Genomic DNA, 19,279 nt, shown 5'->3' on the forward strand with positions numbered 1-19,279 from the left:
GAATGCCTCCATATTGTTTTACTGTGTACAATGCAGGTGTACAATACGAAACAACTATAGCGGTGTTGCTTTCCTTTTAGCCAGACCCGAGAGGGGGTTTGTGATGTAAACACGAAGTGACTCACAAAATTTGAGGTACACTCACTGCCGGGCTGAAAAGGAGATAATGATGGGGAATGAAGGCGTTGTAGCGGTTGAAAAAGCGCTGGCTTTACTGGATTGCTTCCGTCCTGGCGATGAAAGCCTGACGCTGACCGCGCTGGCTCAGCTATCGGGTTATCATAAAACCACGGTTTACCGCTTGATGAATTCTCTTGAACGGATGAACTATGTCGTCAGGCATGATGACGGCAATTATGCGCTTGGCCCTCGTCTGCTTTACCTCGGTAAGCTGTATGAACAGTCTTTCCATCTTTCCAGGGTAGTTCAACCTGAGCTACAGGCTTTATCCCTGGCGTCTCAGGAGAGTGCCAGCTGGTATGTGTTAGAGGGCGGGCAACGTCTGTGCCTGTTTCGTGCTGAAGCCTCACATGGGCTTCGTCACAGCAATCTTCCCGGCACACAGTTCCCGCTGGACGATTCTGCCATCAGTCAGGTTCTGCGCCATTGGGGTCTCAATGAACGCCTGCCGGACGGTGAGCCTGCTGTTCCGCTCTACACCGCAGGTGCCCGCGATCCCCATACTGCTGCGTTTGCAATGCCGGTCTTCGGTGTTCACGACAAGTTGATTGCGGTGTTGGCGTTGACCGGGCCCATATCAAGATTGACAGAAGACCGCAGGGAGCAAGGTATCAGCCAGTTGATGCATGACACTGCCAGCCGCCTGTCACAGAAAATGGGGGCGAGTAAGCCCTTCTGCCAGCAGTTTTACGGTGAAACGAGCGATACAGCAGAAGAAAACCGTTAACGAAAAGCGGGACATGCGTCCCGCTTTTGTTATCGTTAATTTGTGACCTGCTTCTCGTGTAGCTGAGTATTGCGGGTCTGTCGGCCCATCATCAGCACCGCGATCCCCCCCGCCACACACAGCGCGGCCAGCGGAAGCATAGCCAGCGTATAACTGCCCGTCCGCTCATTGATAATGCCGTACGCATTGACCATTACTGCTCCGCCAATCAGGTTCGCGATGGCGCCAATCGCGGCGAGTCCTGCTGCCGCCGAGGTACTGCTCATCCAGCCGGACGCCAGCGCCCAGAAAGGCCCTTTCATTGAATAAGCGCCGATGAGCATGATGCTGAGAATAACGATGGTGGCAGCAAGGGAGGCGCTGACAAATGCGGCAAATACGCCTGCGGCAATCATGAAAAGCGTCAGCGCGGTATGCCAGCGGCGTTCGTTGGTTCGGTCAGAACTTCGTCCCCATACAATCATGAGTACGGATGCCAGACCGTACGGGATGGCGTTGAACAGGCCTGTCTCAAGATTATTGAGATGGAAGGATTTCAGCAGTTGAGGAGACCATACGCTGATAGTCGTGCCAGCAGACGATGCGCCAGCGTAAATCAGCGCCAGCAGCCAGATTTGGCGATGTTTCAATAACTGCCACGTCGTTTGATGTCCAATATTCTTTTGCTGGTTACGCTCGCTCTCCAGCGTGGTTTCCAGCCATTGCTTCTGCTCACTGCTGAGCCAGTTCGCCTGATGAGGGCGATCGCGGAGAATAAACCAGGCGGCAATGCCGAGCAGCACGGCGGGCAAACCTTCAATGATAAACAGCAGATGCCAGCCACGCAGACCCAGCCAGCCGTCCATGGACAGTATCAACCCGGAAAGCGGGGAGCCGATGAAGTTGGCGAGTGGGATGGCGACCATAAAGGAGGCAATAATGCGTGCGCGGTAACGGGAAGGGATCCACCAGGTCAGATAAAGCACGACGCCCGGGAAGAAGCCCGCCTCTGCGGCGCCGAGAAGGAAACGGACGATATAGAGCGACGTGGTGTTCTGGACCAGCGACATACACATGGACACAATGCCCCAGCTAATCATAATGCGCGGGATCCACAGCCGCGCGCCGACTTTTTGCATCGCCAGGTTGCTTGGCACTTCAAACAAAAAATAGGCCACAAAGTAAAGGCTGCTGGCGAAGCCAAATGCCGCTTTGCTGAGGCCAAGATCCTCATTCATCTGCAGCGAAGCCATGCCGATATTACCGCGATCGATAATGGAGATCAGATAGCTGACGATGAGAAACGGCAGGATACGCCAGATCACTTTCCGCATCGTCTCTTTTTCTATCTCCTCAGTGGCGGTTGCGCCATAACATGTTTGTTCTGTCATTGTGTCCTCGCAGGGTTTATTCTTGGTTTTATCAGGTACAACTCGGTTTTATTAAACAAAACCACTATAGCGACGATGCGTTATTTTTATCCAGTGAATGGAAGGTTTAAATTATGTAAATAAGAGGTGACTCACATATAAAGTTCTTAACGTAATGCGTCTAAACGGCAGATGCGCCACCCTACGTTGTGAGGTAAAGTACACACCTTGCGCAGCCACAGAGCTGCGGTTTTGAGGGTGGAGACGTTGATCAACAGTCCACCCTTTTTCTCGGCTGGTTTACGCCAGTCTGCATGGTGCTGTGTTTTGCCTCTATAAAAGGGTTGTGTATGTCTGCTGCTCATCTCGGTTTCCCGACGGAAACCGTTGTTGTCTTTGTCGTAATGGCCGTTGGGGCGATGTTTATCGACCTCTTCATGCACCGTCACGATAAACCTGTCTCGCTGAAAAGCGCGGCGATGTGGTCCGTTTTCTGGTTCTCGATGGCGATGGCGTTTGCCGGGTTCCTGTATATCCACCACGGTGCCGAAATGGCGAGCCTGTTCCTTACCGGCTACGCGCTGGAGGAAGTTCTCTCCATTGATAACCTGTTCGTGATGATGGCCATCTTCGCCTGGTTTGGCGTGCCGGATAAATACCGTCACCGTGTGCTCTACTGGGGCGTGCTGGGGGCGATTGTTTTCCGCGGTATCTTTGTGGCTATCGGCACCAGCCTGTTAAGTCTGGGACCGTACGTTGAGGTGGTTTTCGCGCTGGTCGTCGGCTGGACGGCGGTGATGATGCTCAAGCGCAATGAAGAGAGCGATGAAGTTGAAGATTACTCCGGTCATCTGGCTTATCGTCTGGTAAAACGCTTTTACCCGGTCTGGCCGAAAATCAGCAGCCACGCGTTTATCCTGACGCAAAAAGAGGTGGATGCTGAGCTGGAGAAGCCAGAAAACCAGGACGTCATGGTTGGCCGCGTGAAGAAAGCGAAGCGCTACGCGACGCCGTTACTGCTCTGTGTGGCGGTGGTGGAACTCTCTGACGTAATGTTCGCGTTTGACTCCGTACCGGCCATTATCGCGGTGAGCCGCGAACCGCTGATTATCTACAGCGCCATGATGTTCGCTATCCTTGGCCTGCGTACCCTTTACTTCGTGCTGGAAGCGCTGAAGCAGTACCTGGTACACCTCGAGAAAGCCGTGGTGCTGCTGCTGTTCTTTGTGGCGTTCAAGCTGGGTCTGAATGCCACCGATCACTTCTGGCATCACGGTTACAGCATTGGCGCGACGGCCAGTCTGTTTGTGGTATTGGGCGTGCTGGCGCTGGGGATTATTGCGAGCGTGATGTTCCCGGGGAAACGTGAGGCCTGATGTACCGTTTTTCTCCCTCTCCCTGTGGGAGAGGGCCGGGGTGAGGGCAAAAGACCGCACTTACCCCTTAATCGGTGAATTCCGCCGCTTGCGCGGATGATGGAAGTGACGCCAGTGTGGATCCTGCGCAGCCGCCAGCAGTTCGTGGTCACCACGGGTGTCACCCCAGGCGCGCAGGTGGTAGGTGTTGAGATCGCCGTAGACCTTTTCCAGCCTCGCCACTTTCTGTGCACAGCGGCAGTTATTGCCGGTGATACGCCCGGTCAGCTTGCCGTTTTTCACTTCCAGCTGCGTACCAATTAGCTTAATGCCGAGCTTATCCGCCCACGGTTGAAGCACCAGTGCCGGGGAGGCGGAGCAGATAGTCACTTCCGCACCGGAATTCACCTCAGCCGCCACGGCTAAAACCCCTTCAGGGCGCATCAGCTTGTTCCAGTATTTTTCACAAAAGGCTTCCGCCTGCTGACGTAGCCAGTGCTCGTCCACCCCTGTCAGGAACGTTTTGATCAATACCTCTTTCAGTTCATCACGCGTTAGCTTGCGGCGCACGCAGTGGAGCGTCGGTAACGCCATCCGTACCAGCCGTCCCGCAAAGTAACGCTTGCCAAAGGCAAAGCGCAGGAAAGGGATAAAGCTGTCGTGATGCGTCAATGTTCCATCAAAGTCAAAGACAGAGAGCACGTGGGATTTGGCCACGGCGTCGTCGGCAATCATATTGGTCATAAATACGTCTTAGCTGAAATACACATTCTGCTCATTAGTTTACCTGCTTTAACGCCACAGTCCTTATACCACGCGCGTTTTTTTCTCATTCTTGCGACAGGGCCGAAGAGTCCAAAATCAGACCCGATAAGAATTGGATGAAAAACGAACAGTCTATATTATCGCCACATTGCACGATTTTTGGGGAAACATTGGCCCCACCCGTAAGGAAAAACTCACTCACTGCTTCTTTTTGATATGACTCTTAGATCGCTTATTTCAATACTCTCGTTAAGTTTTGCCTCGTTTTCAGCATTTAGTTTTCAACTGCCTGCTTCCATGTTGTCAATGAACAGCGAGCTGTCGGCATCCCCGGCAAAGGCCGGGCTGATGCATCGGCAAACGGGTCCGCTACGTTCCCGCATTCTCGATCAATACCAGAAATGGAAAGGGACCCACTACCGGTGGGGAGGAACTACGCATCGCGGGGTGGATTGCTCTGCGCTGATGCAGCACTTCTTCAGTGATGCCGCACACCTGAAACTGCCGCGCACCACGAGCGAGCAGATCCATCGCGGTGTGCAGGTAGAGCAATACCGTTTGAAGGCCGGAGATTTGGTGTTTTTCCAGACGGGCCCGAACCGAAAGCATGTGGGCGTTTACATTGGTGATAGCCAGTTCATTCACGCTTCGAGCAGCCAGGGCGTAACGGTTTCAACCCTGACGGACAACTACTGGCAGGAACATTTCATCACCGCCCGCCGGGTGGCGGGCGCTGCAGCCTGACGGCTCAGATGATGTCATCCACTACGCCACCATCGACGCGCAGTGCCGCGCCGGAGGTGGCGGAGGCCTGCGTTGAACAGACATACACCACCATATTCGCCACTTCTTCCACCGTCGCGGCGCGCTGAATCACCGAGCTGGGGCGATTAGCCATCACAAACTCTTTCGCCAGTTGCTCCAGCGATTTCCCGGTTTTCTCGATCTCGTCCTTCATCATCTCGGCAAAACCGTCAGACATCGTCGGTCCTGGCAGGACGCTGTTAACCGTGACGCCGCTTCCGGCTACAAATTTCGCCAGCCCGCGCGCCAGCGAGAGCTGCGCCGTTTTGGTCACGCCATAGTGGATCATATCCGCCGGAATATTGCAGGCCGATTCGGACGAAATAAACACCACGCGCCCCCAGCCTTTCTGCACCATGCCGGGCAGCAGGGCGCGGGAGAGGCGCACGCCGGACATGACGTTGGTCTGCCAGTAACGCTCCCAGGTGTCATCGTCGGTGGAGTAGAAATCCTGCGGGCCGTAAATCCCCGCGTTGTTGACCAGAATGTCGACGTTCGTTGCCACGTTCAGCAGCGCGTCCACCCCTTCCGGTGTACTGAGATCGGCAATGGCCGCCCGCACCTGCACGCCGGGCACGACCTGCTGGAGTTGCTGAATACCCTTGTTCACCGAGTCCGTGCTGCGGCCATTCACAATCACTTCCGCACCACTTTCAGCCAGCCCTCGGGCGATAGCGAACCCAATCCCGCCGGTTGAGGCGGTCACCAGCGCCACTTTCCCCGTAAAATCGATTTTCATGCTCCGCTCCTTGTGGTTTTAACGTTCAGACCTTAAAGCGTAGCAGGTGAGGATGGCGGCTCCTGTTTAAAAAGGTGCAGCAAGGTGTCCACCTGTTCATCCAGCGGGCTGAGCGAGCGCTTAACGATGAGGTGCAGCGGCGTCGCGCGGCGCACGCCGTGGCTGAGCGGCAGCGCTTTCAGAACGCCTTGTTCCAGCTGCGTTTGAATACGCTCTTCCGGCAGCCAGCCGTATCCAACCTGGTTCATCACCGCTTCGATGGCGGCATCAATGGTGGAAAATGTCCAGGACCCGCCAGCAGGGCGGGCAGCAGGCTGGCTGTCCGCAATTTGGATCAGCGGCCACGGGCGCAGCAGTTCATCGTTCAGCGGGGCATCAAGTGCAAACAGAGGGTGCTCGTGATGGGCAACGGCGACAAAGTCGATATTCATCAGCCATTCGCCCAGTCCGGTAATGTCTTGGCGGCGGGTGAGGATCATCACGTCGGCTTCATCATTCAGCGCATCGTCGCGGCTGTTTTCCAGCACTTCGGTAAGCCGCACCTGCGTTTGCGGATAGCGCTGCTGGAACTGCCGCAAAATGGCGAACAGGCGGCGACGCGGGAAGATACTGTCAACCATGAGGTCGAGCCGGGTCCGCATGCCGCTCTGCAGCGTCGCGGCGCGCGTCTCGACGTAAGAGAACGCCTTCAGCAGCGGTTTGACCTGATTCAGTAATAATTCCCCTGCGGGAGTGAGCACGGCCCGTCTTCCCTCCGCCATCAGCAGCGCCACGCCCAGCCGCTCCTGCAGCAGCGACAGGTTATAGCTGACCGAAGACTGGCTGCGGTGGGTCTCTTCCGCTGCTTTAGCAAAGCTGCCAGCCTCCACCACTCTCTCCAGCAAGGCCCATTGTTCGAGCGTCGTCTTGTGCATAATTAATCTAAAATTTGGATGAATTTGATTCAAAGATAGCGTTATTCATTCGTTTTTTGAAGGAATAAGATCGTCTCATCAAAACAAAGGAGACATCTTATGAACACCTTCGACAAACATGATTTAAGCGGCTTCGTCGGCAAACATCTGGTTTATACCTACGATAATGGCTGGAACTATGAAATTTACGTCAAAAACGAAAACACCCTCGATTACCGTATTCACAGCGGCCTGGTCGGCAACCGCTGGGTGAAAGACCAGCAGGCGTACATCGTCCGCGTTGGGGAGAGCATCTATAAAATCTCCTGGACCGAGCCCACCGGCACCGACGTGAGCCTGATTGTGAACCTGGGCGATAGCCTGTTCCACGGCACGATCTTCTTCCCGCGCTGGGTAATGAACAATCCGGAAAAAACCGTCTGCTTCCAGAACGATCACATTCCGCTGATGAATAGCTATCGCGATGCGGGCCCGGCATATCCAACCGAAGTGATTGATGAATTTGCCACTATTACTTTTGTTCGCGACTGCGGTGCTAACGATGAAAGCGTTATTGCGTGCGCTGCCAGTGAACTTCCAAAAAACTTTCCTGATAATTTAAAATAAGCGCGACAATTAACTAAAAAGAAAAGTTCCCGGCTCATTTCATATTTATTCGAAATGGTCGGGAATTTTTTGTTTGTTGATGTTTGGTTTAGATAAAAAGCGCGTTAACGGTGAGCGTAATCACAAAATAAATAATTCATAATTTATTAACTCTTTGTTTATTAATTGATTTTAGTTGTTTGGCTATTCCTCTTTTTCGCTATCTTAATTTTTCCCTAAGAAATGAACGTTACCTTGAGATGAGTTTATGGTTCGTTGAAATAAACGCGTCGGCATTTGGTTAATATCAAAAAGTTGCCTTAAACATCTCAAGGAAATTAATAATGCGTGATTTTTTGCCGTTTTCTCGTCCTTCAATGGGCGCTGAGGAAATCGCCGCAGTGCAGGAGGTATTAACCTCCGGCTGGATCACCACCGGGCCGAAAAATCAGGCGCTGGAAGACGCGTTTTGTACGCTTACCGGAAACCGTCATGCGATTGCCGTCTCCTCCGCCACGGCGGGGATGCATGTCACTCTGATGGCGATGGATGTCGGTCCCGGCGATGAGGTGATTACCCCCTCCCTCACCTGGGTGTCGACGCTGAATATGATCGTGCTGCTGGGCGCCACGCCGGTGATGATCGACGTCGACAAAGAGACGCTGATGGTGACGCCTGAGGCGGTCGAGGCCGCCATTACGCCCCGCACGAAAGCCATTGTGCCGGTGCATTATGCGGGCGCGCCGTGCGATATCGACGCCATTCGCGCCGTCGGTGAACGCCACGGTATTCCCGTCATTGAAGATGCCGCCCATGCCGCCGGAACCTACTACAAAAACCGCCACGTGGGCTGGCAGGGGACGGCAATTTTCTCTTTCCACGCCATCAAAAACATGACCTGCGCCGAAGGGGGCCTGGTGGTGACGGATGACGCACAGCTGGCGCAAAAAATCCGCAGCCTGAAGTTCCACGGTCTGGGCGTAGATGCCTATGACCGCCAGACCCACGGCCGCGCGCCGCAGGCGGAGGTCATCACCCCCGGCTTCAAATACAACCTTGCGGATATCAACGCCGCGCTGGCGCTGGTGCAGCTCGGCAAGCTGGGCGAGGCCAATAAGCGCCGTCGCGACATTGCCGACCGCTACGGGCTTGAACTCGCGGATACCCCTTTCCAGCCGCTGCGCACCCCGGCCTGGCCACATCTGCACGCCTGGCACCTGTTTATTATTCGCGTGGATGAAGCCCGGTGCGGCATCTCGCGCGATGCCCTGATGGCCGCGCTGAAAGAGCAGGGCATCGGTACCGGCCTGCATTTCCGCGCGGCCCACACGCAAAAATACTATCGCGAGCATTTCCCGGAGGTGTCCCTGCCGAACACCGAATGGAACAGCGCGCGCATTTGTTCTCTCCCCCTTTTCCCGGACATGACCCATGACGACACAACCCGCGTCATTACCGCGCTCCATCAGCTTGCAGGACATTGATATGTTCAGCGCGCCGCCCGTTCAAAAAGTCTCCGTGGTGATCCCGGTCTACAACGAGCAGGAGAGCCTGCCGGAGCTGATCCGCCGCACAACCGCTGCCTGTGACACCCTGGGCAAGGCTTACGAAATTCTGTTGGTGGATGATGGCAGCAGCGATGACTCCGCGATGATGCTGACCGACGCCGCGCAGGCGGAGGGCAGCCATATCGTTGCCGTGCTGCTTAACCGTAACTACGGCCAGCACTCGGCGATCATGGCCGGGTTCAGCCACGTGACGGGCGATCTGGTGATTACGCTGGACGCTGACCTGCAAAACCCGCCGGAAGAGATCCCGCGCCTGGTTGCCAAAGCCGACGAGGGCTACGACGTGGTCGGCACCGTGCGGCAAAACCGTCAGGACAGCCTGTTCCGCAAGCTGGCGTCACGCACCATTAACCGGCTGATCCAGCGCACCACCGGCAAAGCGATGGGCGATTACGGCTGCATGCTGCGCGCCTATCGCCGCCACATCATCGACGCCATGCTGCACTGCCACGAACGCAGTACCTTCATTCCGATTCTGGCGAACACCTTTGCCCGCAAAGCGACGGAGATCCCGGTGCTGCACGCCGAGCGCGAGCACGGGGAGTCAAAGTACAGCTTTATGCGCCTGATCAACCTGATGTACGACCTCATCACCTGCCTGACCACCACGCCGCTGCGCCTGCTGAGCGTTTTCGGCAGCGTTATCGCGCTGGCCGGGTTTGCGCTTTCCGTTCTGCTGGTCGTGCTGCGGCTGGCATTTGGCCCACAGTGGGCGGCGGAAGGGGTCTTTATGCTGTTTGCCGTGCTGTTCATGTTCATCGGTGCCCAGTTCATTGGTATGGGCCTGCTCGGTGAATACATTGGCCGTATTTACAACGATGTTCGCGCGCGTCCGCGCTACTTTATTCAACGGGTTGTCCGTCAGGAACACACCGCATCTCAAGAGGAAAAACACCCATGAAAGCTGTCGTCTTCGCCTATCACGATATGGGGTGCTCGGGCACGCAAGCCTTGCTGGACGCGGGCTTCGACATTACGGCCATCTTCACGCATCCGGACGTTGCCGGAGAAAACCATTTCTTTGGCTCGGTGGCGCGTATTGCGGCTGAACACGGGATCCCGGTGTACGCCCCGGACGACGTGAACCACCCGCTGTGGGTGGATCGCATTCAGAAACTCGCGCCGGACGTGATTTTCTCGTTCTATTACCGCAACCTGCTCTGCGATGCGATCCTGAGCGTGGCAGACAAAGGGGCGTTCAACCTGCACGGCTCCCTGCTGCCAGCCTACCGTGGCCGCGCCCCGCTGAACTGGGCGCTGGTTAACGGTGAAACGGAAACCGGCGTAACGCTGCACAAAATGGTACGACGTGCCGATGCGGGCGGTATCGTGGCGCAGCAGAAAGTGAGCATTGACGCCGATGAGACGGCGCTGGAGCTGCACCGCAAGCTCTGCACCGCCGCGCAAAGCCTGCTGCGCGACGCGCTGCCGACGATCCTTCAGGGAACCTTTACCGAAACCGCGCAGGATGAAAGCAAGGCCAGCTGCTTCGGTCGCCGCACGCCGGAAGATGGCCGTCTGGACTGGAACCAACCGGCGCGTCAGCTGCACAACCTGGTACGCGCCGTGACCGACCCGTGGCCGGGCGCATACAGCTTTGCGGGTGTAAGTAAATTTATCGTCTGGAAATCCCGCGTGCGTGACGACATTCCTGCCGCCAAACCGGGCACCGTCGTCTCGGTCTCCCCGCTGATTGTGAGCTGCGGCGAGCAGGCGCTGGAGATCGTCACCGGACAAACCGACAGCGGCTTGTACGTTCAGGGGGCGCAGCTGGCGCAGTCTCTGGGGCTGGTGGCGGGGGCGCTGATCACCAGCGCGCCGGTGGTGGCGCTCAAACGGCGCACGCGCGTGTTGATCCTCGGGGTGAACGGGTTTATCGGTAACCACCTCACCGAGCGCCTGCTGAAAGACGACAACTACGAGATCTACGGTCTGGACATTGGATCCGATGCGATCGGCCGTTTCCTCGGTAATCCGCGCTTCCACTTCGTTGAAGGGGACATCAGCATCCACTCCGAATGGATCGAGTACCACATCAAGAAATGCGACGTGGTGCTGCCGCTGGTGGCGATTGCCACACCGATTGAGTACACCCGTAACCCGCTGCGCGTGTTCGAGCTGGATTTCGAAGAGAACCTGAAGATTATCCGCGACTGCGTGAAATACGATAAGCGCATCATCTTCCCGTCCACTTCTGAGGTGTACGGCATGTGTACCGATAAGAACTTCGACGAGGACACCTCCAGCCTGGTGGTCGGGCCGATCAACAAGCAGCGCTGGATCTACTCCGTTTCCAAGCAGCTGCTGGACCGCGTGATTTGGGCCTACGGCGAGAAAGAGGGGCTACGCTTTACCCTGTTCCGTCCGTTTAACTGGATGGGGCCGCGTCTGGATAACCTGAACGCCGCGCGTATCGGCAGCTCCCGCGCCATCACCCAGTTGATCCTGAACCTGGTGGAAGGGTCGCCCATTAAGCTTATCGAAGGCGGCAAACAGAAACGCTGCTTCACCGATATCAGCGACGGCATTGAAGCGCTGTTCCGCATCATCGAAAACAAAGACGGCCGCTGCAACGGGGAGATCATCAACATCGGCAACCCGGACAACGAAGCGAGCATCCGCGAGCTGGCTGAAATGCTGCTGGCAAGCTTTGAGCGCCATCCGCTGCGCAGCCAGTTCCCGCCGTTTGCCGGGTTCCGCGAAGTGGAGAGCAGCAGCTACTACGGCAAAGGCTATCAGGACGTAGAGCACCGCAAGCCGAGCATCCGCAACGCGAAGCGCTGCCTGAACTGGACGCCAACCGTGAAGATGGAGCAGACCATTGATGAAACGCTCGACTTCTTCCTGCGCACCGTGGAGCTGTCGGAACAGGCATCATGAAAAAGGTCGGTTTACGCATTGATGTCGACACCTTTCGCGGCACCCGCGACGGCGTCCCGCGGCTGCTGGAACTGCTGAGCAAGCACGACGTGCGTGCCAGCATTTTCTTCAGTGTCGGGCCAGACAACATGGGGCGTCATCTGTGGCGCCTGGTTAAACCGGCATTTCTGTTCAAAATGCTGCGCTCGCGCGCGGCATCCCTCTACGGCTGGGATATTTTGCTGGCGGGGACCGCCTGGCCCGGCAGGCGCATCGGGGCGGGGAATGAAGCGATTATCTGCGAAGCGGCGCATCAGCACGAAGTGGGGCTTCACGCCTGGGATCACCATGCCTGGCAGGCCTGGGCGGGCGTCTGGGATATTCCGCGCCTGGAACAAGACGTTGAGCGCGGCGTGCAGGAGCTGGAGGCGATTACCGGCCAGCCCGTGCGCTGTTCCGCCGCGGCGGGATGGCGTGCCGACCAGCGCGTGGTGAAAGCCAAGGAGACCTTTGCGTTTCGCTATAACAGCGATTGCCGCGGTACCACCCCGTTTTTACCGCTGTTAGGGAACGATCGCACCGGTACGGTTCAAATTCCTGTCACGCTCCCGACATGGGATGAAGTGGTCGGGCGCGACGTCAGCGCCGCAGGGTTTAACCGCTACATACTGGACTGCATGCATCGCGACGAGGGTACGCCGGTCTACACAATTCACGCCGAGGTGGAAGGGATCGCGTATCAGCATGATTTTGATGCGCTGTTGACGATGGCTGCCGCCGAGGGCATTCACTTCTGCCCGCTCGGCGACCTGCTGCCAGACGATCTCAGCACCTTGCCGGTCGGCAAAATTGTGCGCAATGAAATGGCCGGCCGGGAAGGCTGGCTTGGCTATCAACAAACCGTGAGCCCGGTATCATGAAAGCAGCCCGTTATGGCGTAGCGCTTCTCGCACTGTTTATTGTTTACTACGTTATCCCGGTCGATCTCCGCCTGTTGTGGCAGCCGGACGAGACGCGCTACGCGGAAATCAGCCGTGAAATGCTCGTCTCAGGCGACTGGATTGTGCCGCATTTTCTCGGCCTGCGTTACTTTGAAAAGCCGATTGCCGGTTACTGGGTTAACAGCATCGGGCAGCTGATCTTTGGTCACTCCAACTTTGCCGTGCGCGCCGGGGCGATCTTCTCCACCGGGTTGACGGCGCTGCTGGTCATCTGGCTCGCCTGGCGCCTCTGGCAGGATAAGCGGGTGGCGATTTTCTCCGGTCTTATCTTCTTAACGCTGTTCCTGGTCTACGGCATCGGCACTTACGCCGTGCTGGATCCGATTATCGCCCTGTGGCTGGCGGTGGCGATGTGCAGCTTCTGGCTGGCTGCCCAATCGAAAACCGTGGCCGGAAAAGCGGGGGGCTACATTCTGCTGGGGCTGGCCTGCGGCATGGGCGTCATGACCAAAGGCTTCCTGGCGCTGGCGGTTCCGGTGATAGGCGTGCTGCCCTGGGTGATTGCGCAGAAACGCTGGAAAGAGGTGCTTGTTTTCGGCTGGCTGGCGATCCTGAGCTGCGTGCTTATCGTCCTGCCCTGGGGGCTGGCAATCGCCCAGCGCGAACCGGATTTCTGGCGTTACTTCTTCTGGGTGGAGCATATCCAGCGTTTTGCGCAGAGCGATGCCCAGCATAAAGCGCCGTTCTGGTACTACCTGCCGTTCCTCGTCGCGGGGAGTCTGCCGTGGCTGGCGCTGCTGCCGGGCGCGCTGCGCCTCGGCTGGCGTGAGAGGCAAAATGAGGGGGCGGGGCTCTATCTGCTGGGCTGGGTGGTGATGCCGCTGCTGTTCTTCAGTATCGCCAAAGGCAAGCTGCCCACCTATATCCTGCCGTGCTTCGCGCCGCTGGCTATCCTGATGGCGCGCTACGCCTGCACGATGGCGGAAAATGGGGCCCGCGTGCTGCGCGTCAACGGCGGCATCAACCTCGCGTTTGGCGTTATCGGCGTGGTGGCGGCGCTGGTGGTGTCGCCGTGGGGACTCGCGAAACATCCGGTCTGGACATCGGTTGAACTGTACAAAGTCTTCTGTGCCGCGATCGCTTTTCTTATCTGGGCCGCGGTGGGCTGGTTTACGCTGAAGCAGAGCTCGCGGCGCTGGTGGATCGCGGCACTCTGTCCTGCCGGTCTTGCGCTGCTCATCGGGTTTGCCATCCCTAACCTGGTGGTGGATTCCAAGCAGCCGCAGTCGCTGGTGGATACCGTGCGCATGCCGCTGGAGGAGAGCCGGTTTGTGCTGGCAAACAACGTTGGCGTGGCGTCGGGGCTGGCGTGGGAACTGAATCGTCATGACATCATTCTTTTTGGGCAGACCGGGGAGCTGAAATATGGCCTCGGTTACCCGGATGTGAAAGGACGGTTTGTGAGCAATGGCGACATCGCACAATGGCTCGACACGCATCGTCAGCAGGGGCCGGTGTCACTGGTGATCCTGCTTTCAAAAAACGATGACATAGCCCGCGCCGGGCTGCCAAAACCGGACAGCCTGACGATTCAGGGGCGTCTGGCCTACCTGCAATATCTGCCGCAATGATGGCCTGGATCTGGCTGGTACTGGCAAGCCTGCTGAGCTGCGCAGGGCAGCTGTGTCAGAAACAGGCCACCCGGGCGAAGGGCGGTCAGCGAACTGTCCTGTGGCTTGGGCTGGCCTTGCTGGCGCTTGGCTGCGGGATGCTTGCCTGGCTGGTGGTGTTGCAGCTTTTGCCCGTCGGCGTGGCTTACCCCATGCTGAGCCTGAACGTTGTCTGGGTCACGCTGGCGGCGAAAATCGTCTGGCATGAGTCCGTCCCGTCACGCCACTGGCTGGGCGTCGGGTTGATTATCGTCGGGATTATCCTGCTGGGAGGAAGCCTGTGAAGGGGGCATGTTGGGCGTTATGCAGCGTGGTGTTGGTGAGCGTGGCGCAGCTGGTGCTGCGCCACGCCATGGTGACGCTGCCGCCGGTGAGTGACGCCTTTTTTGCTGCCCTTTGGCACGCCGCGCCCGGCACGGGAACCTTGATGCTGGGTCTAACTGGCTATGTGGCCTCGATGGGCTGCTGGTATCTGGCCCTGCAGCGCATGGCGCTCAGTAGAGCCTATGCCCTGCTGAGCCTCAGCTACATTCTGGTGTGGGGTGCCGCCGTTGTGCTGCCCGGCTGGGGAGAACACTTTTCCTGGCGCGGGCTGGCGGGCGTTGGCCTGATTATTCTCGGCGTGCTGACGATCTTTATGCCGCAGACGTATTGGGGTAAGAAATCGACTCGGCGGTCAAGGTAAAGGGCGTAGGGGTACACACCGCCAGGCTCAGCGTGCCGAAGCGCAGCTGGCTCACCGAATGCGTCTGCGCGGTGCTGTCGATGCTGACAATCTGCCAGGCGCTGCCGCCGCGCTGTTTTACAATCGCCTCTTTCCGCGTCCAGATACGCCAGAAAGCAGAAAGCTGTTCCTCGGGCGCTTCGCGCTCAAGCTCTTCATGCTCGGTGATGCTAAAGACGGCATTCGCCAGCGCCTGCCAGTTCTGTCGCGGGCGGATCACTTCGATATCGCAGCCGACTTCACCTTCGTCGCTCATCAATAAGGCAATGTCGTCGCCGCTATGGCTCAGGTTGAACCACAACGGGTGCCCCTTCGCAAAAGCCGGTTTTCCCTGTTCACCGTAAATGATGTCGGGCAGCGGCGAGGGGGATAATGTTCTGGCGAGCAGCGTCCGGCCTGCAAGCCAGGAGGCGTTTCGCGCACCCTGAGGTGCCCTGTCTGCGAGCGTTGACGCCAGCGGGTCCGCGCTAAGGGTGGAGATTTTTCCCAGTACAAACTGGTACATAGTTACGCCCAGCGTTTAATGATTATCGAAGTATTGATGCCGCCGAATGCGAAGTTATTGCTTTGCAGATACTCACAGTCAATCTGACGGGCTTCCCCCATAATATAATCTAAAGCGCCGCATTGCTCATCCGGTTGTCTTAAATTGAGCGTTGGAATGAACCAGCCTTCGCGCATCATCTCCAGGCTCAGCCAGGCTTCCAGCGCCCCGCACGCGCCCAGCGTGTGGCCAAAATAGCTTTTCAGGGATGAAATGGGCACGCTGTCGCCGAAAATGGCGGCGGTGGCCTGACTCTCGGCGATGTCCCCGCGATCGGTCGCCGTGCCGTGGGCGGAAATGTAGCCAATATCCTGAGGGCTCAGACCCGCCATCGCCAGCGACTGTTCCATACAAATCTGCATGGTTTCACGCTGGGGCTGGGTGATATGGGCCGCATCGCAGTTGGTGGCAAAGCCCACAATCTCGCCGTAAATTGTCGCACCGCGCGCTCTGGCGTGCTCCAGCTCTTCCAGAATGACGGTGCCTGCACCTTCGCCAATCACCAGGCCGTCGCGCTGGCTGTCGAAAGGCGACGGCGTGGTTTTGGGCGCGTCGTTACGCTGGCTGGTGGCGAAGAGGGTATCAAAAACGGCGGCTTCCGAGGGGCAAAGCTCTTCCGCACCGCCCGCCACCATCACGGTTTGATAACCATGACGAATGGCCTCCCACGCATAGCCAATCGCCTGGCTCCCGGAGGTACAGGCGCTCGAGGTGGGGATCACCCGTCCGCGCAGGCCAAAGAACAGTCCGGTGTTGACGGCGGTGGTGTGCGGCATCATCTGCACATAGGTCGTGCCGGTGATGTTATGGGTGTGCTTTTCCATAAGCATGGACGCGAATTCGCTCACCGGCCCGGTGCTGCCCGTCGACGAGCCGTAGGCGATGCCGGTTTGGCCGCTGGTCAGCACGGCGTCGTCGATCAGGCCCGCCTGCTCCAGCGCCAGCTCGGTGGCGCGGGTAGAGAGCAGCGACACGCGACCCATGGCCCGAATCCGCTTGCGGGTGTAGTGATCCGGCAGGGTGAAGTCCTCAATGGGCGCGGCCAGCAGGGTTTGCAGACCGTCATACGCCTGCCATTCAGACATGGTGCGCACCGCATTTTCATACCCGCGCAGGCGGCGTGAAATGGTCGGCCACGCTTCGCCAAACGCGGTGATGCCACCCATGCCGGTAATCACGACGCGGCGCGTCATAGCATACCTCCGTTAATCGAGATCACCTGGCGCGTCACATAGCCCGCCTTGTCTGACATCAGGTAGCTCGCCAGCCCGGCCACTTCGTCAGCGTGGCCCATACGCTGCATCGGGATCATCGACATTGTCGCGTTCAGCGCGGCCTCGTCCATCTCGATCATACCGGTATCAATCAGCCCCGGCGCGATGCAGTTCACGGTGATTTTGCGCTTCGCCAGCTCAACGGCCAGCGCCTTGGTGGCCCCGATAATCCCGGCTTTGGCGGCGCTGTAGTTCACCTGCCCGCGGTTGCCCATCAGGCCAGAAACCGACGACAGGGTGATAATCCGCCCGCCCTTGCGGGTGCCGATCATCGGCATAATGCAGGGATGGATAACGTTATAGAAACTGTCGAGATTGGTGTGGATCACGCTGTCCCAGTCATCCTCGCTGAGCGCCGGAAACGCGCCGTCGCGGGTGATGCCTGCGTTACTGACCACGCCATACCATGCGCCGTGGTCAGCCATTTCCTGTTCCAGCACCGCGCGGCACTGCTCGCGGTTGCCCACGTCGAAGGCAAGTAAACGGCCCGTGCCGCCCGCCTGAACAATCGCGTCGAGTGTCTCCTGTGCGCCAGCGGCATCGCGGTGGTAATGCACGCCCACGGTGAAACCGTCAGCCGCAAGCTGAAGGGCAATAGCGCGGCCAATGCCTTTGCTGGCACCGGTGACCAGTACGGATCTCATGATGGCGTTCCCTGATTGAAAAGTGATGTTAATTCTTCTTCGCTCGGCTGGAAGGTGTTCACCCGGCCCGTGGCGAGGGAGGCGTTATCCGCGTGGATGACGCACTCGAAGCTGCCAAAGCGTTCATCCTGCATCAGCCGTTCGATGGTGATAGTCAGCGTGGTGCCTGCGGTAAACAGCCCTGCAGCGCATACCAGTTCACGCGCGCCCAGTACCATGCCCAGCGGGCTGTGCGGCAGCCCTTTTTGCAGGCGATGCCACTCAGACCAGACGCCGACGGTCTGCGCCATCAGCTCCAGCGCAAACCAGCCCGGCAGGTCGCCGTCGGCGTTCAGAAACGGGGCGAGCACGCCGTGCCCGCTCACCGTGACGCTGCACGCTGCGCCATTGTCGGTGACGCTCTCGACGGTCTCCAGCAGCATCATGGGCGCGTCGTGAGGAAGGTACTCGGCGGGGGATAAATATTTCATCACACTCTCCCCAGCAGAAGGCTGGCGTTGTTGCCGCCAAACGCGAACGAGTTCGACAGGATCGCCGGTTTTTTCAGCGGGGCAGGCGCGTGCAGCAGTCCGCAGGCGGGCAGCGTGTCGTCCTGCGCGTAGCGGGAAAAATCCTGCGGCGGCAGCGGCAGGTTTCGGGTCAGGATCAGCCAGCTTAGCGCGGCCTCGGTGATCCCGGCGGCGCCCAGCGTGTGGCCGGTCAGATGTTTGGTGGAACTGCACGGCACGCGTTCGCCAAACAGATCGTGGATAACCTGCGCCTCAATGCGATCGTTAAGCGGCGTGGCGGTGCCGTGCAGGTTGATATAGCCGATATCATCCGCCGTCATGCCCGCCTCGTTCAGCGCCTGCGTGATGGCGCGGATGGCTCCTTCACCCTGCGGATGCGGCGCGGAAATATGATACGCATCGCTGGATTCACCCGCGCCCAGCAGCGCGATCTCTCCCGGCTCGCGGGTTAGCACCATCAGCGCCGCCGCTTCACCAATGGTGATCCCCCGGCGGTCACGGCCAAAGGGTTCGCACTGGGTTGGCGAGAGGGACTCCAGGCTGTTAAACCCGTTAACCGGCATGCGGCTCAGGCTGTCGGCGCCGCCCACAATGGCGACATCCACCAGCCCGGCGTTGATCAAACGACAGCCGCTGATGATTGCCCGCGCGCTGGAGGAGCAGGCGGTCGAAATGGTATACGCCGGGCCGTCCAGCTCAAGCCAGCTGGCGAGAAAGCGCGACGGATCGCCCAGCTCCTGCTGCGGGTATTGCCACTGCGGGCTGTCCTCGCCGCTCTGAGAGAGGCGCACGTACGCGTCACCTTCGTCCAGTCCGGACGTGCTGGTGCCAAGCACCACCGCCACGCGGTCGCGTCCCACGCGCGCGATGGCCGCATCGACGGCAGGCTGGATCTGCGCCAGCGCCGCCAGCAACAGCTGGTTGTTACGGCTGCGATGCGCCGACAGGTGGTCCGGTATTGACGGCAGCTCGCCTTCCACGCCGCCCAGCACCGCATCCGGCACGCCCTGCAGCCAGCCTGCGCGGTGACGCATCCCCGGCGCAACGCCTGCGGTCAGATTTGCCGCAATCTCATCAGCCGAGTTACCCAGGGCGTTGACCATGCCAACGGCAGAAAGGTAGATCATC

At 58.4% G+C, this 19,279-nt stretch carries 20 protein-coding genes; 11 read left to right on the forward strand and 9 right to left on the reverse strand.

The window, feature by feature from the left end:
* Window positions 1-169 precede the first annotated feature (169 nt).
* Window positions 170-907, forward strand: coding sequence for an IclR family transcriptional regulator (locus AC2T6E_RS20045; RefSeq protein ID WP_010436618.1), 738 nt, complete (start codon window positions 170-172; stop codon window positions 905-907).
* 35 nt (window positions 908-942) lie between these two features.
* Here the strand turns inward: AC2T6E_RS20045 and AC2T6E_RS20050 are convergent, their stop codons facing one another.
* Entirely contained in the window at window positions 943-2,277 is a 1,335-nt protein-coding gene (locus AC2T6E_RS20050; RefSeq protein ID WP_148401146.1) for an MFS transporter, read from the reverse strand.
* 329 nt (window positions 2,278-2,606) lie between these two features.
* Here AC2T6E_RS20050 and AC2T6E_RS20055 point away from each other — a divergent pair, with 329 nt between their 5' ends.
* Window positions 2,607-3,632, forward strand: a complete 1,026-nt coding sequence (locus AC2T6E_RS20055) for a TerC/Alx family metal homeostasis membrane protein (RefSeq protein ID WP_120159402.1) — start codon at window positions 2,607-2,609, stop codon at window positions 3,630-3,632.
* Between the two features lie 60 nt (window positions 3,633-3,692).
* Here the strand turns inward: AC2T6E_RS20055 and AC2T6E_RS20060 are convergent, their stop codons facing one another.
* Window positions 3,693-4,355, reverse strand: a complete 663-nt coding sequence (locus AC2T6E_RS20060) for an HAD family hydrolase (RefSeq protein WP_089598690.1) — start codon at window positions 4,353-4,355, stop codon at window positions 3,693-3,695.
* 237 nt (window positions 4,356-4,592) lie between these two features.
* Here AC2T6E_RS20060 and AC2T6E_RS20065 point away from each other — a divergent pair, with 237 nt between their 5' ends.
* Entirely contained in the window at window positions 4,593-5,120 is a 528-nt protein-coding gene (locus AC2T6E_RS20065) for an NlpC/P60 family protein (RefSeq protein ID WP_312959440.1), read from the forward strand.
* 4 nt (window positions 5,121-5,124) lie between these two features.
* Here AC2T6E_RS20065 and AC2T6E_RS20070 read toward each other — a convergent pair whose 3' ends face one another.
* On the reverse strand, window positions 5,125-5,919 hold the full coding sequence (locus AC2T6E_RS20070; protein WP_108417669.1) for an SDR family NAD(P)-dependent oxidoreductase: 795 nt from the start codon (window positions 5,917-5,919) through the stop codon (window positions 5,125-5,127).
* Window positions 5,920-5,951: 32 nt separating this feature from the next.
* The gene (locus tag AC2T6E_RS20075; protein ID WP_458593100.1) at window positions 5,952-6,833 is read right to left on the reverse strand and encodes a LysR family transcriptional regulator; all 882 of its coding nucleotides are present in this window, start codon (window positions 6,831-6,833) and stop codon (window positions 5,952-5,954) included.
* Between the two features lie 99 nt (window positions 6,834-6,932).
* Here AC2T6E_RS20075 and AC2T6E_RS20080 point away from each other — a divergent pair, with 99 nt between their 5' ends.
* The 8 genes from AC2T6E_RS20080 to arnF all read left to right on the forward strand — a co-directional run bounded on the left by AC2T6E_RS20080 (window position 6,933) and on the right by arnF (window position 15,141).
* The gene (locus AC2T6E_RS20080) at window positions 6,933-7,439 is read left to right on the forward strand and encodes a phenolic acid decarboxylase (RefSeq protein WP_108417671.1); all 507 of its coding nucleotides are present in this window, start codon (window positions 6,933-6,935) and stop codon (window positions 7,437-7,439) included.
* A 323-nt stretch (window positions 7,440-7,762) separates the two neighbouring features.
* A complete protein-coding gene (arnB, locus tag AC2T6E_RS20085) occupies window positions 7,763-8,902 on the forward strand; it encodes a UDP-4-amino-4-deoxy-L-arabinose aminotransferase (protein ID WP_486693001.1) in 1,140 nt (379 codons plus the stop codon).
* 1 nt (window position 8,903) lies between these two features.
* Complete coding sequence (arnC, locus tag AC2T6E_RS20090; protein WP_010436594.1) at window positions 8,904-9,887, forward strand: undecaprenyl-phosphate 4-deoxy-4-formamido-L-arabinose transferase; 984 nt, start codon at window positions 8,904-8,906, stop codon at window positions 9,885-9,887.
* Complete coding sequence (gene arnA / locus AC2T6E_RS20095; RefSeq protein ID WP_010436592.1) at window positions 9,884-11,866, forward strand: bifunctional UDP-4-amino-4-deoxy-L-arabinose formyltransferase/UDP-glucuronic acid oxidase ArnA; 1,983 nt, start codon at window positions 9,884-9,886, stop codon at window positions 11,864-11,866. The genes arnC and arnA overlap by 4 nt, the downstream gene beginning before the upstream one ends.
* On the forward strand, window positions 11,863-12,765 hold the full coding sequence (arnD, locus tag AC2T6E_RS20100; protein WP_108417674.1) for a 4-deoxy-4-formamido-L-arabinose-phosphoundecaprenol deformylase: 903 nt from the start codon (window positions 11,863-11,865) through the stop codon (window positions 12,763-12,765). The genes arnA and arnD overlap by 4 nt, the downstream gene beginning before the upstream one ends.
* Window positions 12,762-14,417 carry a lipid IV(A) 4-amino-4-deoxy-L-arabinosyltransferase gene (arnT, locus tag AC2T6E_RS20105; protein ID WP_486693004.1) on the forward strand — a complete coding sequence of 552 codons (1,656 nt, stop codon included), beginning with the start codon at window positions 12,762-12,764 and terminating at the stop codon, window positions 14,415-14,417. The genes arnD and arnT overlap by 4 nt, the downstream gene beginning before the upstream one ends.
* Window positions 14,414-14,740: a 4-amino-4-deoxy-L-arabinose-phosphoundecaprenol flippase subunit ArnE gene (gene arnE / locus AC2T6E_RS20110; protein ID WP_238458406.1), complete on the forward strand. Its 327-nt coding sequence runs from the start codon at window positions 14,414-14,416 to the stop codon at window positions 14,738-14,740. Before arnT ends, arnE begins: the two co-directional genes overlap by 4 nt.
* Window positions 14,737-15,141, forward strand: coding sequence for a 4-amino-4-deoxy-L-arabinose-phosphoundecaprenol flippase subunit ArnF (arnF, locus tag AC2T6E_RS20115; RefSeq protein ID WP_108417677.1), 405 nt, complete (start codon window positions 14,737-14,739; stop codon window positions 15,139-15,141). The genes arnE and arnF overlap by 4 nt, the downstream gene beginning before the upstream one ends.
* Here the strand turns inward: arnF and acpT are convergent.
* The 5 genes from acpT to AC2T6E_RS20140 are packed head-to-tail and all read right to left on the reverse strand — an operon-like array spanning window position 15,092 to window position 19,278.
* Window positions 15,092-15,685, reverse strand: coding sequence for a 4'-phosphopantetheinyl transferase AcpT (acpT, locus tag AC2T6E_RS20120; RefSeq protein ID WP_010436580.1), 594 nt, complete (start codon window positions 15,683-15,685; stop codon window positions 15,092-15,094). The genes arnF and acpT overlap by 50 nt on opposite strands.
* 2 nt (window positions 15,686-15,687) lie before the next feature.
* Window positions 15,688-16,917 (reverse strand): beta-ketoacyl-ACP synthase, encoded by a 1,230-nt coding sequence (locus AC2T6E_RS20125; protein ID WP_010436577.1) that lies wholly within the window; start codon window positions 16,915-16,917, stop codon window positions 15,688-15,690.
* Window positions 16,914-17,645: a 3-ketoacyl-ACP reductase FabG2 gene (locus AC2T6E_RS20130; protein ID WP_182401800.1), complete on the reverse strand. Its 732-nt coding sequence runs from the start codon at window positions 17,643-17,645 to the stop codon at window positions 16,914-16,916. The genes AC2T6E_RS20125 and AC2T6E_RS20130 overlap by 4 nt, the downstream gene beginning before the upstream one ends.
* Entirely contained in the window at window positions 17,639-18,112 is a 474-nt protein-coding gene (locus tag AC2T6E_RS20135) for a hotdog family protein (protein ID WP_120159411.1), read from the reverse strand. Before AC2T6E_RS20135 ends, AC2T6E_RS20130 begins: the two co-directional genes overlap by 7 nt.
* On the reverse strand, window positions 18,112-19,278 hold the full coding sequence (locus tag AC2T6E_RS20140; protein WP_126816094.1) for a beta-ketoacyl-[acyl-carrier-protein] synthase family protein: 1,167 nt from the start codon (window positions 19,276-19,278) through the stop codon (window positions 18,112-18,114). Before AC2T6E_RS20140 ends, AC2T6E_RS20135 begins: the two co-directional genes overlap by 1 nt.
* Between the last annotated feature and the right edge of the window lies 1 nt (window position 19,279).

It is taken from the genome of Enterobacter sp. B79-1, from assembly GCF_057444735.1.

Excerpts from the sequence above, each read along its gene's own strand:
- AC2T6E_RS20045 (WP_010436618.1), top strand. The coding sequence starts at position 170 with ATGGGGAATGAAGGCGTTGTAGCGGTTGAAAAAGCGCTGGCTTTACTG.
- AC2T6E_RS20050 (WP_148401146.1), bottom strand. The coding sequence starts at position 2,277 with ATGACAGAACAAACATGTTATGGCGCAACCGCCACTGAGGAGATAGAA.
- AC2T6E_RS20055 (WP_120159402.1), top strand. The coding sequence starts at position 2,607 with ATGTCTGCTGCTCATCTCGGTTTCCCGACGGAAACCGTTGTTGTCTTT.
- AC2T6E_RS20060 (WP_089598690.1), bottom strand. The coding sequence starts at position 4,355 with ATGACCAATATGATTGCCGACGACGCCGTGGCCAAATCCCACGTGCTC.
- AC2T6E_RS20065 (WP_312959440.1), top strand. The coding sequence starts at position 4,593 with ATGACTCTTAGATCGCTTATTTCAATACTCTCGTTAAGTTTTGCCTCG.
- AC2T6E_RS20070 (WP_108417669.1), bottom strand. The coding sequence starts at position 5,919 with ATGAAAATCGATTTTACGGGGAAAGTGGCGCTGGTGACCGCCTCAACC.
- AC2T6E_RS20075 (WP_458593100.1), bottom strand. The coding sequence starts at position 6,833 with ATGCACAAGACGACGCTCGAACAATGGGCCTTGCTGGAGAGAGTGGTG.
- AC2T6E_RS20080 (WP_108417671.1), top strand. The coding sequence starts at position 6,933 with ATGAACACCTTCGACAAACATGATTTAAGCGGCTTCGTCGGCAAACAT.
- arnB (WP_486693001.1), top strand. The coding sequence starts at position 7,763 with ATGCGTGATTTTTTGCCGTTTTCTCGTCCTTCAATGGGCGCTGAGGAA.
- arnC (WP_010436594.1), top strand. The coding sequence starts at position 8,904 with ATGTTCAGCGCGCCGCCCGTTCAAAAAGTCTCCGTGGTGATCCCGGTC.
- arnA (WP_010436592.1), top strand. The coding sequence starts at position 9,884 with ATGAAAGCTGTCGTCTTCGCCTATCACGATATGGGGTGCTCGGGCACG.
- arnD (WP_108417674.1), top strand. The coding sequence starts at position 11,863 with ATGAAAAAGGTCGGTTTACGCATTGATGTCGACACCTTTCGCGGCACC.
- arnT (WP_486693004.1), top strand. The coding sequence starts at position 12,762 with ATGAAAGCAGCCCGTTATGGCGTAGCGCTTCTCGCACTGTTTATTGTT.
- arnE (WP_238458406.1), top strand. The coding sequence starts at position 14,414 with ATGATGGCCTGGATCTGGCTGGTACTGGCAAGCCTGCTGAGCTGCGCA.
- acpT (WP_010436580.1), bottom strand. The coding sequence starts at position 15,685 with ATGTACCAGTTTGTACTGGGAAAAATCTCCACCCTTAGCGCGGACCCG.
- AC2T6E_RS20125 (WP_010436577.1), bottom strand. The coding sequence starts at position 16,917 with ATGACGCGCCGCGTCGTGATTACCGGCATGGGTGGCATCACCGCGTTT.
- AC2T6E_RS20135 (WP_120159411.1), bottom strand. The coding sequence starts at position 18,112 with ATGAAATATTTATCCCCCGCCGAGTACCTTCCTCACGACGCGCCCATG.
- AC2T6E_RS20140 (WP_126816094.1), bottom strand. The coding sequence starts at position 19,278 with ATGATCTACCTTTCTGCCGTTGGCATGGTCAACGCCCTGGGTAACTCG.